The 13306-nt window shown below is 58.8% G+C and carries 14 protein-coding genes and 1 tRNA gene; 6 read left to right on the top strand and 9 right to left on the bottom strand.

Annotated elements, in window-relative coordinates:
• Nucleotides 1-12: 12 nt before the first annotated feature.
• From AC0Z5Z_RS12435 to AC0Z5Z_RS12425, 3 genes are all read left to right on the top strand, one after another.
• Complete coding sequence (locus tag AC0Z5Z_RS12435; RefSeq protein ID WP_485611160.1) at nt 13-1212, top strand: YbfB/YjiJ family MFS transporter; 1200 nt, start codon at nt 13-15, stop codon at nt 1210-1212.
• 60 nt (nt 1213-1272) lie between these two features.
• On the top strand, nt 1273-2271 hold the full coding sequence (locus tag AC0Z5Z_RS12430; RefSeq protein ID WP_315435650.1) for an NAD(P)H-quinone oxidoreductase: 999 nt from the start codon (nt 1273-1275) through the stop codon (nt 2269-2271).
• 114 nt (nt 2272-2385) lie between these two features.
• The gene (locus AC0Z5Z_RS12425; RefSeq protein ID WP_041478569.1) at nt 2386-3330 is read left to right on the top strand and encodes an alpha/beta hydrolase; all 945 of its coding nucleotides are present in this window, start codon (nt 2386-2388) and stop codon (nt 3328-3330) included.
• Nucleotides 3331-3360: 30 nt separating this feature from the next.
• On the opposite strand, the gene AC0Z5Z_RS12420 is transcribed toward AC0Z5Z_RS12425, so the two are convergent.
• Nucleotides 3361-3690, bottom strand: coding sequence for a hypothetical protein (locus tag AC0Z5Z_RS12420; protein ID WP_485611159.1), 330 nt, complete (start codon nt 3688-3690; stop codon nt 3361-3363).
• 196 nt (nt 3691-3886) lie between these two features.
• Between AC0Z5Z_RS12420 and AC0Z5Z_RS12415 the strand changes: the two genes are divergently transcribed.
• Nucleotides 3887-4162 carry a hypothetical protein gene (locus AC0Z5Z_RS12415; protein ID WP_423662872.1) on the top strand — a complete coding sequence of 92 codons (276 nt, stop codon included), beginning with the start codon at nt 3887-3889 and terminating at the stop codon, nt 4160-4162.
• Between the two features lie 127 nt (nt 4163-4289).
• Nucleotides 4290-4505, top strand: coding sequence for a hypothetical protein (locus AC0Z5Z_RS12410; protein ID WP_041478566.1), 216 nt, complete (start codon nt 4290-4292; stop codon nt 4503-4505).
• 82 nt (nt 4506-4587) lie between these two features.
• On the opposite strand, the gene AC0Z5Z_RS12405 is transcribed toward AC0Z5Z_RS12410, so the two are convergent.
• From AC0Z5Z_RS12405 to AC0Z5Z_RS12395, 3 genes are all read right to left on the bottom strand, one after another.
• Nucleotides 4588-4875 carry a hypothetical protein gene (locus AC0Z5Z_RS12405; protein ID WP_041478565.1) on the bottom strand — a complete coding sequence of 96 codons (288 nt, stop codon included), beginning with the start codon at nt 4873-4875 and terminating at the stop codon, nt 4588-4590.
• A gap of 174 nt (nt 4876-5049) precedes the next feature.
• Entirely contained in the window at nt 5050-6075 is a 1026-nt protein-coding gene (gene rtcA / locus AC0Z5Z_RS12400) for an RNA 3'-terminal phosphate cyclase (RefSeq protein WP_485611158.1), read from the bottom strand.
• A 161-nt stretch (nt 6076-6236) separates the two neighbouring features.
• Nucleotides 6237-7463: an RtcB family protein gene (locus tag AC0Z5Z_RS12395; RefSeq protein WP_485611157.1), complete on the bottom strand. Its 1227-nt coding sequence runs from the start codon at nt 7461-7463 to the stop codon at nt 6237-6239.
• Between the two features lie 195 nt (nt 7464-7658).
• Here AC0Z5Z_RS12395 and rtcR point away from each other — a divergent pair, with 195 nt between their 5' ends.
• Nucleotides 7659-9263, top strand: coding sequence for an RNA repair transcriptional activator RtcR (gene rtcR, locus AC0Z5Z_RS12390; protein WP_485611181.1), 1605 nt, complete (start codon nt 7659-7661; stop codon nt 9261-9263).
• Between the two features lie 419 nt (nt 9264-9682).
• On the opposite strand, the gene AC0Z5Z_RS12385 is transcribed toward rtcR, so the two are convergent.
• From AC0Z5Z_RS12385 to pheT, 5 genes are all read right to left on the bottom strand, one after another.
• A complete protein-coding gene (locus AC0Z5Z_RS12385) occupies nt 9683-9898 on the bottom strand; it encodes a hypothetical protein (protein ID WP_485611156.1) in 216 nt (71 codons plus the stop codon).
• Nucleotides 9899-10104: 206 nt separating this feature from the next.
• Nucleotides 10105-10181 (bottom strand) — tRNA-Pro (locus AC0Z5Z_RS12380).
• A gap of 89 nt (nt 10182-10270) precedes the next feature.
• The gene (locus AC0Z5Z_RS12375; protein ID WP_485611155.1) at nt 10271-10627 is read right to left on the bottom strand and encodes a MerR family transcriptional regulator; all 357 of its coding nucleotides are present in this window, start codon (nt 10625-10627) and stop codon (nt 10271-10273) included.
• Nucleotides 10608-10910: an integration host factor subunit alpha gene (ihfA, locus tag AC0Z5Z_RS12370; RefSeq protein ID WP_002553164.1), complete on the bottom strand. Its 303-nt coding sequence runs from the start codon at nt 10908-10910 to the stop codon at nt 10608-10610. Before ihfA ends, AC0Z5Z_RS12375 begins: the two co-directional genes overlap by 20 nt.
• Before the next feature lie 3 nt (nt 10911-10913).
• On the bottom strand, nt 10914-13292 hold the full coding sequence (pheT, locus tag AC0Z5Z_RS12365; RefSeq protein WP_485611154.1) for a phenylalanine--tRNA ligase subunit beta: 2379 nt from the start codon (nt 13290-13292) through the stop codon (nt 10914-10916).
• Between the last annotated feature and the right edge of the window lie 14 nt (nt 13293-13306).

Genomic DNA, 13306 nt, shown 5'->3' with positions numbered 1-13306 from the left:
GAGATCGCTATCATGCGTACTGCAAATTCCTCCGGCATCTGGCTGCCGATCTTCGCCGGGCTTTGCGCCAGCCTGGTCAGCATTGGCCTGGCGCGTTTCGCCTACACGCCGCTGGTCCCTTCGCTGATTCAGGCACAGTGGTTTTCCGCCAATGATGTCGTCTATCTCGGCGCGGCCAATCTGGTCGGCTACTTGATCGGCGCCCTGCTCGGTCGTCCCATGGCCCATCGACTGGGTAACCGCAACGCCCTGCGCCTGATGATGCTCGCGGTCACGGGAGCATTTTTTGCCTGTGCTTATCCGCTCTCGGTGAGCTGGTTCTTCGGCTGGCGTTTGCTGTCCGGCATTGCCGGTGGCGCGATCATGGTGCTGGTGGCGGCAACCGTGCTGCCTCACGTTCCGGCGGCGCACAGAGGCTTGGCCAGTGGCGCAATCTTCCTTGGCATCGGCCTGGGGATTGCTGGCTCCGGCACCATCGTGCCGCCACTGCTGACTCTTGGCTTGCAGGCAACATGGCTGGGGCTGGGCGCGCTGGCGTTGTTGCTGACCGCGTTGAGCTGGTTCGGCTGGCCTGCGGATACCGCGCACCCTGTGGCTGCGCACGCAACGTCGGCTGATGAGCCGACACCGCCGGGCGTCTACCTGTTGTTTGCTCAATACGCGTTCATGGCCGCCGGGCTGGTGCCTGCCATGGTGTTTCTGGTGGATTACGTGGCTCGCGGACTGGGCGCCGGGGCGCATATCGGCGCAATGGTCTGGGTGATGTATGGCCTGGGAGCGATTGTCGGGCCGGTGACGTACGGTTTTCTGGCCGACCAGCTTGGTGCACGCACTGGCATTCGCGTGGTGCTGGTAGTTCAAGCCATTGCCCTCGGTTTGCTCGCCGTCTCCCATGCGTTTCTGGCGCTGGCTTTACTGGCGGTGATTCTCGGCTCGTTCCCGCCGGGCATCGTGCCTCTGGCTTTGGCCCGCGTGCATGAGCTGGTGCCGTCGCATCACCGTCAGCAGATCGCCTGGAGCCGTGCCACTGTGTCATTCGCAACCTTTCAGGCGCTGGCCGGGTTTGCCTATTCGGCATTGTTCAATGCCTCGGGCGGCCAGCACACGCTGCTGTTTGTGATCGCCGCTGGCGCAATCGTCGTGGCTCTACTGCTGGAGCTAGCCATGCGCTGGCTGCCCTCTGCTAATGAAACGCGCTGCGCGGCGAACTGAGGGGAATCATTGCACCCTGTCTGCGCTCCCATCTACACGACCTTCTCCACAGGAATCGACATGTCACTGCCTAAAGAAATGACCCGTATCGAAATCACCCAACCCGGCGGCCCTGAAGTATTGCAAGCCAGGCGCGTATCTCTGCCCACTGCTTCCGAGGGCCAAGTGCTGATCCGTGTTCACGCCGCCGGAATCAATCGTCCGGACGCCTTGCAGCGCGCCGGCAAGTACCCGATGAAGCCCGGCATGGACCCGATCCCCGGTCTGGAAGTGGCTGGCGAAGTGGTCGCGGTTGGCGCCGGAGTAACGCGTTTCGCGGTCGGCGATCGGGTCTGCGCGCTGACCAATGGCGGTGGCTACGCCGAGTATTGCGCGGTTCCGGCCGGCCAGACTTTGCCTGTGCCGGATGGAGTCGATTGGGTCCAGGCCGCCGCAGTTCCAGAAACCTTTTTCACCGTCTGGGCCAACCTGTTCGGCCTCGGCGCCGCCAAGGCCGGGCAGCGCGTGTTGATTCACGGTGGCACCAGCGGTATCGGTACCACCGCGCTGATGCTCTGTCGTGAATTTGGCATCGAGGCGTTTGCTACCGCAGGCAGTGCTGAAAAATGCGACGCGATCCGTCAGCTTGGCGGGCAACCGATCAACTATCGTGAGGAAGATTTCGCCAAGGTCATTGCCGAGAAGACCGCAGATCAAGGCGTGAACGTGATTCTCGACATCATGGGTGGCTCGTATCTGAACGGCAACATCAGCGCACTGGGAATGGATGGCCGACTGGTGATGCTCGGCTTTCTCGGCGGCGCCCGCGCCAACGACATCGATCTGCTGGCCATCCTCGGCAAACGCGCGGTGGTCACCGGTTCGCTGCTGCGCGCGCGTACGGCTACGGAAAAAGCCGCCATCGCCGATCAACTGCAAGAACACGTTTGGCCTGCCCTCAGCGCCGGGCGCTGCCTGCCGATCATCGACAAGGTTTACCCGCTGGCTGACGCGGCTCAGGCCCATGCCCGCATGGAGGGCGGCGATCATATCGGCAAGATTGTGCTGCAGGTGGCGTGATCGATTGCAGCATCTTGTAATCGTTGGGCGTGCACGGTGGTCGAAAAACAGTCACGCGCAGACCGAGGCATCTGGTAAAAAGCGTTCTTTGTCTGCGCTGTGGTGAAACGATTAATGTTCCTGTCCTTCCTGACCCGTCTGCGACGCCGCCGCTTGGCGTTCGCCATGATGGCCGCGCTGATCATTGGCGTGCCGACGAGTTGTGCGGTGCTGGAACACACCGAGCGCAAACTGTTGTTTCGCATCGAGCCGGGCACCGCCGGCTGGTATCGCGGTCTGCCCGGCAGCGTTCAGGAACTCGATCTGCAACCGAAGAGTTTCAAGGCCGGGCAGAACATCCATGCCTGGTGGTGGCCGGCGGAACGTGCCAATGCCCCGGCAATCCTTTACTTGCATGGTGTGCGCTGGAACCTCACCGGACAGTTATTCCGCATAGAACAACTACGCGCGGCGGGCTATTCGGTGCTGGCCATCGATTATCGCGGGTTCGGCCAAAGCAAGGGTGATCTACCATCCGAAAGCAGCGTTTATGAAGATGCCCGCGTGGCCTGGGAGCGCTTCCAGCTGCTGCAACCGGACCCGAACAAGCGCCTGATCTACGGCCACTCTCTCGGCGGTGCGGTGGCGATTGATCTGGCGGCCGAGCTCGGACAGAACGCGGCGCGCAACAACACACCTCTGCCGGTTCGCGGTCTGGTCATCGAATCTACCTTCACTTCTCTCGCCGACGTAGCTGCCGCCGTGGCCAACACCTCGCTTCCTGTGCGTTGGCTCCTGTCGCAGAAATTCGATTCCATCGACAAGATCGCCGACATTCACATGCCACTGCTGGTGGTGCATGGCCTGGCTGATGCCTTCGTGCCGCCGCGCTTCAGCGAGCAGCTATTCAATGCCGCAGAGCAGCCCAAACGCCTGCTGCTCGTGCCCGGCGCGACGCACAACAACAGCATGGCGCTTGGCGGCCAGGGCTATCGCAAGGCTCTGGATGCACTGATGCAGACCAAAGCGGCGCCGCGGGTTGCCGGGCCGGCAGTGGCCAAGGGCTCTCGCGATTCCTGAGCTGTGTAAATCAGTCCTGAGAAACCGGCATCAGCGCCGAGCCAACTCATGGCGTACGCATTGTTCGTAATAGGTCTGCTTGACCGCTGCCGGTTTGAGCTTCGAACTGCTGTTGTAGGTCTGCTCGGTAATCCGCATCGCTGTCATGCGCATCCAGGGTTGCTGGAATCGGCGAACCTGCAATTGCTTGCGCGCGCCATACAGCGAAACCCCGGACAGTTTTGATCGCTGCGCACCGGCAGCAATATCCGAGCCCCAGGTGCAGGCAAAGCGATGGCCCTTGCTCAACTCTTTTGCCTGCACTCCCGAGGCGATCAAAGCCAGGGAGAGCGTCACAACGGTGATGACAATCGTGCGCATGTAGCCAACCTAACCTTTTGAAAAAAGGCGATTTTGCCGGTGCGAAACACCTATGGGGGCCAGCAATTTGCCTGCTGTCGCGAGATTTTTGATCCGGCTGAATACAATCAGGCTTCGCCGCTCGTCCAGTACTGCGCACCTTTGGCAGACAGGCTTATCCAAAGCAGTACATCCCACCGCGTAGAAGGCCCACGTGATGAACAAGAAAATCTTCGCAATTTCGTTTTTCAGTCTGTGCTTGATTGGCCCGCTCCACGCTTGGGCAGCCGAAACGACAGCGGGCGCTGCCACCCCCGCCACCGCCCTGCCCGGTGTCAATCATGCACAAAGCTCTAGTGACCATGATGAGAAGGCCAACAAGAAAGGTGAAGAGTCTTCAGGCGCCAATGCGGGCTCAGAACCGCACGAGACGGAGAAGGATGCGGCGACGTCGAGCGACTCCGAAGATCTTGAGAAAAAACCCGCTCAGTAACCACGGACTTTGCTATTCATAACAAAATACCGACGCCGAACTAGCGCAATCCACGGTGATATCAATATGATGCGCGCACTGGCCACCATAGAAGGTGGCCAGAGGAAAATACATCCAAGGAATGCAAATGAAAGATTTCGTCATCGGCGTCAACAACATCGTTCTCTACATCGCACTGGCGGTCATCCTGATCGTTTCCCTCTTCATGATGAGCCAGAGCTTTCTTTCGGGTCTCGGCATGTTCGTAGGCGGTACCCTGGGCTGGTGCATCGTCTCCGGCTTCTGGTTCGTGCAATCGGCGACCTACGAAGAACTGCGCAAGCTGAACTCGAAAACCAGCTGATCTGCGCCGAGTATTCGTTAAAGAAAAAGGCCAATGTCATCGACATTGGCCTTTTTCTTTCAGCTTCGAAAGGATTGATTAGTCATTGCTTGGTGCACTGAGCGCCCAGTCCCATGCCCATGGAACCCAGAGCAACCATCGGGCCGCTCGGCAGTTCGCACGTATATTCGCCACTTTCGGTTTGCGCGGTGTAGAAGGTTGTATTGAAGTCGCTGCGGATATTTGAAACCTTGATTACGGGTTTACCGATGGTGGTCTGTGCGCGATTCTTGAGATCACTCTCTCCCGGTTTGACGGTCTGGCATCCAGTAACTGCGAGCGCCATTGTTGCGAATAAAGCGAGAACCGGGATAGTCCTTGATGAGTTCATTGCAGATCGACCTTTTTGATTTTCATACCGGAGAAATACTGGCAATAACCTGCCAAGCGAAAGGACTTTAAGGTCGAGCCAGAACGGGGGCAATTAGGTCGGATGTGCTAATGGCTGAAGGCTAGCCTCACCTGCGATGAGGTTGTGCAACTGCTTTCCGGTTGCCGGCCGCTGTTAATCGGTTTGGAAAACGTCTACCCGCAAGCGATCGCCGCCCTCCTCTCGGCAATCGATACGGACCGACAAAAACAGGTGAATGACTTCGATGTTGCTGCGCAGATGATCAGTCATGCGCGGCGTGGTGAACGATCCGCCACCGGCCAGCGCCATCGGCAACAGCAACTGATCGGCCAGATGCTCAGCGACAGCAGCATCACTGCGCAACCAGTCGACAGCCTGATTGATTGCGGCATCGGCCACCTTCTCGGCGCGTAACGACACTTGGCCAAATGCGCTGAACACCTCAGTGACATGCTCGAAAACATACTCCAGCAATAACACATTGCCCGGGCCGCGTGCCGGGTCAAGCGCCACAGGTTGCAGCGCCTCCACTGGCCAGTTCAAACGCTTGGCCACCTGACTCAGCTCTCGCTGAGCGACAGTGGGTGCGAGACCTGCGGTCAGCGCCAATGCGCGTCGTGAGACTGCCTCGCCGCGCTCACACAGGTCCAGGCGCGTGAGGCGCGAGGGCTGCACCTTCACCGCAATTTCGCCACCGCCCGCCGGTACGAAACCATGACGCAGCAACTCCAACTCGACATCGCCGCCCATGCGCCGCAGCAGCGGCAACCAACTGCGCGACAGGAAATCCGTCGGCGGCGCCAGCGGATTATGCGTGCCACCGGAGATTGTCACTCGACTGGCCTGCGGCGCCTGCAACAAGGCTGGCAACAGCGTCTGTAGCACCAGCGTGCAACTGCCCGCCGTGCCAATAGCGAACTGAAAGTTGCCTCCGCTAATCTCGCCCGGTTCGAAGCTCAGGGCTTGCGACCCCAGATGCGCACCAGATATCTGTGCACCACAAATCTCGGCCGCCGCCATCACGGCTGTCAGATGCTGACGCAGCAATCCCGGACGACTGCGTCTGGCGCGAATCTGTTTAATGCGAAACGCCCGACCTGTCACCATCGACAGGCTCAACGCACTGCGCAACACCTGGCCGCCACCGATGGCGCCGTCCAGTTCGATTATCTCTTTCATTGCAAATCCTTACGCGTATAGCCCGACGGTGTCTCTGAGGTACCGTTAAACCGTCGTGGGTCTTCCTGAGTTACGATCAATATTGATAATTCGCGCTTCAGCTCAGCCGCGATGAACCGGGGCAGCGCCGGATGCAGAATTCTCGCCAGCGCTGTAGCTCCTTATCCTTTGACGCACACCACCTGACGCAGGGTGTGCAGCACTTCCACCAGCTCACGCTGGGCGTGCATGACTTTGTCGATGTCCTTGTAGGCCATCGGAATTTCGTCAATCACCGCTTCGTCCTTGCGGCATTCCACGTGGGCCGTGGCGCGAATCTGATCGGCGACGGTGAAGGTATTCTTGGCCTTGGTGCGGCTCATGGTGCGCCCGGCGCCGTGGCTGCAGGAACTGAACGACTCTTCGTTGCCCAGACCGCGCACAATGAAACTCTTGGCGCCCATCGAGCCCGGAATAATCCCCAGTTCGCCCTTCTTCGCTGACACCGCGCCTTTGCGGGTAATCAGCACGTCCTCACCGAAATGCCGTTCCTTCTGCACGTAATTGTGGTGGCAGTTGACCGCCTCCAGCGCCACTTCGAACGGCTTGCGGATGATCTGCCGCGTGGCCTGAACCACCGCACGCATCATCAGTTCGCGGTTCTGTCTGGCGAAGTCCTGCGCCCAGCCCACCGCTTCCACATAGTCATCAAAATGTCGGCTGCCTTCTTCGAAATAGGCCAGGTCACGGTCCGGCAGGTTGGCAATATGCTGACGCATATCAGCTTGGGCCATCTGGATGAACAGGTTGCCGATAGCGTTGCCGACACCGCGCGAACCGCTGTGCAGCATGAACCACACCCGGTTGGCTTCATCCAGGCACACTTCGACGAAGTGGTTGCCACTGCCGAGCGTCCCCAAGTGCCCACGGTTGTTGGTGTTGGCCAGTTTCGGATACTTGTCGGTGATCAGTTTGAAGCGCGGCTGCAACCCCGCCCAGGCCTGATCGGCTTGCTGAGGAATCTCGTCCCAGGCGCCTTTGTCTCGCCGCGAACGATTCGAACTGCGGCCATGTGGCACCGCTTGCTCGATGGCACTACGCAGTCCGTGGAGGTTGTCCGGCAGATCCGAAGCCATCAGCGATGTACGCGCAGCGATCATTCCACAACCGATGTCGACGCCCACCGCTGCGGGAATGATCGCGCCGACCGTTGGAATAACGCTGCCGATGGTTGACCCCTTGCCCAGGTGCACATCCGGCATCACCGCCAGATGCTTGAAGATGAAGGGCATTTTCGCAGTGTTCATCAATTGCGCGCGGGCTTCATTTTCTACTGGAACGCCTTCGGTCCAGAGTTTGATTGGCTTGCCGTCGGCGACTTCGAGAAGCTGGTAGGTTTGGTCTTTCATATCTTGGTGTCCATGTTCGTTTCCACCAGCATTGCAGCCGCTGTGCCAGCTTTGGATGCGGCTATGGTTTTTTCTGCTATGTTTCTGATTTTAATAGCTTTTATCTCTGATTCGACGAGTCTCGATAATCTATGGAAGACAAATCAGACCAGCAAAATTATCATTGCATATCGTCATTTATCTTATGAGATAAGCATGCCCAACAAACGCACGGTCGCCATCGGATTTATCGGAGCCACCCTGGATCGTGTCGGCAAAGGTGCCAGCCGTTGGAATTATTGGCGACCAAGCGTAGGTCTGTGCCAACAAACAGAACTCCCTATCCATCGGCTTGAATTGATTCACGGCCTCGACGCGCGCGACGTCAGCCTCGCCGAGCGTGTCCGAGCGGACATCCAGCAGATTTCTCCGAGCACCGAAGTGCGCCTGCATCCAATGTCGCTGCGCAATCCTTGGGATTTCGAAGAGGTGTACGGCGCACTGCACGACTTCACCACTGCGTACAATTTTGACACCGAGCACGAGGATTACCTCGTCCACATCACCACCGGCACCCACGTCGCACAGATCTGCTGGTTCCTGCTGACCGAGGCGCGCTATCTGCCAGCCCGGCTGATTCAGACCTCCCCCGCCAAGCGCAAGAACGAAAACGATCACGCCTGTGGCACTCATGCGCTGATCGATCTCGACCTGTCGCGCTATGATCGGATTGCTTCACGCTTCGCCAGCAAACGTCTCGAAGGCCTGGAATTTCTCAAGTCCGGCATCGCCACACGCAACCCGGCCTTCAACCGCTCCATCGAACAAATCGAGCGCGTTGCGCTGCGCTCGAAAGCCCCCATGCTGCTGATCGGCCCGACCGGCGCCGGCAAATCCTTCCTGGCGCGGCGCATCTACGAACTCAAACGTAACCGTCATCAAATGCAGGGACGCTTTGTCGAAGTCAACTGTGCAACCTTGCGTGGCGACGGCGCGATGTCGGCCTTGTTCGGACACGTCAAAGGCGCCTTCACCGACGCGCAAAACGCTCGCGATGGCCTGCTGCGCGCCGCAAACGGCGGCATGCTGTTTCTCGATGAAATCGGCGAGCTCGGCGCAGACGAACAAGCGATGCTGTTAAAGGCAATCGAAGAGAAACGCTTCTTCCCGCTGGGCTCGGACAAGGAAGTCGAGAGTGATTTTCTGATAATCGCCGGCACCCACCGCGACCTGCGCAGCCGCGTCGCCGAAGGCCTTTTTCGCGAGGACCTGTACGCAAGGATCAACCTCTGGACATTCGACCTGCCCGGCCTCGCCGGCCGCCGCGAGGACATCGAGCCAAACATCGATTTCGAACTGGAACGCCACGCGCGCGAACATGGGCAACGCGCGCGTTTCAATCTCGAAGCACGCCGACGCTACCTGGCCTTCGCCAGCTCACGTGAAGCAGCGTGGCTGGGCAACTTTCGCGAACTGTCCGCGTCGATTACACGGATGGCAACTCTGGCCGAAAGCGGACGCATCGATGAAGCGCAGGTAGACGATGAGATCGATCGATTGCGATATGCATGGGGCTTGGCGCAACCCACTGCGGTATCAACTGAGTTGCCGGGAGATAGCGAGAGCATGGACTTGTTCGATCGCTTACAGCTGAAGGCGGTTATTGAGGTATGCCGGCAGGCGGACAGCCTGTCGGATGCCGGTCGACAGCTGTTCGGCATTTCCCGGCAGGCCAAGGCGCAGCCTAATGATGCCGATCGCTTGAGGAAGTACCTGGCGCGGTTCGGACTTGAATGGGGCAAGTTAGTGGACACGAAGTGAAGCACAGCGCTCTTGATCGCACTACTTCAATGATGACTGTAGAAAAAATGAATTAGCCGCCTGATCTCTCGGTCAAGAATTATGAACGCAGTAAATCTGACGAGGTGACAGCAATGACTATCCAGGCAGAGACACTCGTACAACTGACCGAAGCGCTCCAAGAGCGAGGCATGAAAATGGTCTCAGACGTCCATTTCACACGCGCACCCTATCGATACAACCATCGCTGGATCTGCATCGTAGAGTGAACATGCTTGTTGCCGGCGCCTGGATCGAAGCGTCCAGCCGCCGGCGCCGCTCAGCTTCGCCCACCCAAGCCCAAATAACCGTCTGCGCCCGGGGATGGCGATAGAGGGTTGGGCGGCAATAAAAACCCGGCGCGATGGCCGGGTCTCGTGAACTATTACAATTGATCGGGCTTACTTAGCGCCGCCATTATCTCGGCCCGTCTGGGCGTCCTGATCAGAGCCAGGATTGCCGGCTGGCGGATTCCAGTCCTCTGGTCGTTCGTCGGTGCCCTGCTTCGGCTCAGAATCAGCCTGCTCCAGGCCGGAATCATGACCCTCGCCAGAATCAGGGGTTTGTTCGTCTGGTCCCGGATATGGCGCTTCAGGGCCGTTGTTGTCGTCGATCATCATTCTCTCCCGTCAGTGGCGCAGGGGCTGCGCTTAATAAGTAAGAGAAGATCGGCGCACAGAGAGTGCTATTTGCTCGACGAGCGGACTTTCTTACTAATCCAAACACTTGGTGCGAGTCGCAGGCGTGATCGAGTAGCCCCGCAAATCACACACACATGAAAAAGGCCAATGCTGTGAACATTGGCCTAAGTCATTGAAAAATATGGTCGGGACGGAGTGATTCGAACACTCGACCCCTAGCACCCCATGCTAGTGCGCTACCGGACTGCGCTACGCCCCGACTGATGTTGCATCCCGTTCTTCACCTCGAAGAACGCTCAAGAATATATCGCAAGCTTTTGAAAACTGGAAGTATTCAAGCGCAGCTTTTTATTTCTTGAGTATCACCAGAACATCTTCCAATTCGGCAATCATCTGCCGAATCATCTGTTTGTACTGTGTGGTGTCATCTTTGGCTTCGTCGCCGGACAGGCGCAGACGTGCGCCGCCGATGGTGAAACCCTGATCGTAAAGGAGCGCGCGGATCTGCCGGATCATCAGCACGTCCTGGCGCTGATAATACCGGCGGTTCCCGCGGCGTTTGACGGGGTTGAGCTGAGGAAACTCCTGCTCCCAGTAGCGCAGCACGTGTGGCTTTACGGCACACAGCTCGCTGACTTCACCAATGGTGAAGTAGCGTTTGCCCGGGATGACGGGTAGTTCGTCGTTATGACTTGGTTCCAGCATAAGCCTCAACTCGGGCCTTCAACTTCTGCCCTGGACGAAAGGTGACCACACGGCGAGCCGTGATCGGGATTTCTTCCCCCGTTTTCGGGTTGCGGCCAGGCCGCTGGCGTTTGTCCCGAAGGTCGAAATTGCCGAAACCGGACAATTTGACCTGCTCGTTGTCTTCAAGAGCGTGCCTGATTTCCTCGAAAAACAGTTCGACCAATTCCTTGGCTTCCCGCTTGTTCAGGCCCAGCTCTTCATACAGACGTTCCGCCATCTCAGCTTTCGTCAAAGCCCCCATACGTCACTTCCTTAACGTGGCGTTCAACCTTTGTTCGAGCGAGGTGAGGATATTTTGCGTCGTCGAATTCACCTCATCGTCATTAAGAGTGCGCGATGGATGCTGCCAGGTCAAGCCGACTGCAAGGCTTTTTCTATCAGGATCAATACCTTTACCCTGATACACGTCAAACAGCCTGAGCTCTGTGAGCCATTCGCCTGCATTTTCACGGATTACGTCCAGTACAGCCGAGGCCGCGACGTCTTTGTGCGCGATCAGTGCAAGGTCACGACGCACTTCAGGAAAGCGCGACAACTCGTGGAATTTCGGCATTTTACCGAGCGCCACTTCCGCCAGAACCAGCTCAAAGACGAACACCGGACGATCCAGCCCCAGTGCCTTCGACAGCTCAGGGTGAATTGCACCGATATAGCCTACCTCGCGACCTTCACGCTCGATGCGCGCGGTCTGACCCGGATGCAGCGCCGGGTGCTTGCCCGGAGCAAAGGTGAACGAATCCAGGGCACCGGCGAAACCCAATACCGCTTCCACGTCAGCCTTGACGTCGAAGAAGTCGACGGTGTCGCGACCCTGCGCCCAGCCTTCCGGCAAGCGGCTACCGCAAACAACCCCGGACAACATCGGCTCTTGCTTCAAGCCGTCAAGCTGACCAACGAAGCGCAGGCCGCTCTCGAACAGACGCACACGATCCTGCTGACGATTGAGGTTGTGCTGCAACGCCTTGACCAGACCTGGCCACAGCGACGAGCGCATGGCAGCCATGTCATTGGAAATCGGATTGGCCAGCAACAGCGGCTCGACGCCCGGATTAAACAGTTCGAACTGACGCGGATCGATGAAGCTGTAGGTGATCGCTTCCTGATAACCACGAGCAACCAGCAAACGGCGCAGCTCAGGCAGATCGCTACGCGCTTCGGCCTTGGCTTGCGGGGCCAGACGCGCTTGCGGGTAGCGAACCGGCAGACGGTTGTAACCGTACAAACGAGCCAGCTCTTCGATCAGGTCGACTTCCAGGCTGATATCGAAGCGGTGGCTTGGTACTTCAACACGCCACTGCCCTTCCCCTTCAGCGGTAATGTTCAGACCCAGAGCGCTGAGCAGACGCTCGACCTGTGCCGCATCCATTTCCATGCCAAGCATCTGCGTGATGCGCTGGGCACGCAGGGTGATCGGCGCAATCGACGGCAGATGTTGCTCGCTGACGGTTTCGATAACCGGACCAGCTTCGCCACCAGTGATTTCCAGCAGCAGGCCAGTGGCGCGCTCCATGGCTTCACGGGCCAGCTTCCAGTCAACGCCACGCTCGTAGCGATGCGAAGCGTCGGTGTGCAAGCCGTAAGAACGTGCCTTACCGGCAACAGCGATCTGATCGAAGAACGCAGATTCGAGGAACACATCGCGCGTGGTCGCGGAAACACCGCTGTGCTCGCCACCCATTACGCCGGCGATCGCCAGTGCACGAGTGTGGTCGGCGATGACCAGCGTATCGCTACGCAGGCTGACTTCCTGACCGTCGAGCAGAACCAGCTTCTCGCCCTCTTCAGCCATCCGCACACGAATGCCGCCATTGATTTCGGCGAGATCGAACGCGTGCAGTGGCTGGCCCAGCTCGAGCATCACGTAGTTGGTGATGTCCACCGCAGCGTCGATGCTGCGCACTTCGGCACGACGTAGACGTTCAACCATCCACAGCGGCGTCGGCTTGGACAGGTCGACGTTACGGATGACCCGACCCAGGTAACGTGGGCACGCGGCTGGGGCCAGCACCTCGACCGAGCGCACTTCGTCGTGCACCGCTGCAATCGCAGCTACCACAGGACGGGTTACCGGCACGGCGTATAGCGCGCCGACTTCACGAGCCAGACCGGCCAGGGACAGGCAGTCGCCTCGGTTCGGAGTCAGGTCGACCTCGATGCTGGCGTCTTCCAGATCCAGGTATACACGGAAATCTTTGCCCACCGGCGCATCGGCCGGCAGCTCCATCAGACCGTCGTTGCCCTCACCGACCTGCAGCTCGGCTTGCGAGCACAGCATGCCGTTGGACTCGACACCACGCAGCTTGGCTTTCTTGATCTTGAAGTCGCCCGGCAGTTCTGCGCCGATCATGGCGAACGGAATCTTCAGGCCCGGGCGCACGTTTGGCGCTCCGCACACGACCTGGAAAGTTTCCGCACCATTGCTGACCTGGCATACGCGCAACTTGTCGGCGTCCGGATGCTGCTCGGTGCTCAGCACCTCACCCACCACCACACCACTGAATACGCCGGCGGCCGGAGTAACGCTATCGACCTCAAGACCGGCCATCGACAGACGAGCAACCAGCTCATCGCGATCTACCTGCGGGCTGACCCAGCCACGCAGCCATTGTTCACTGAATTTCATCCTGCTCTCCTAAG

The sequence above is a fragment of the Pseudomonas sp. 1L-E-NC-VB-C3 genome (genome assembly GCF_057291535.1).
The sequence above is the reverse complement of the archived record's forward strand: the minus strand, read 5'-3'. Positions and strand labels throughout refer to the sequence as shown.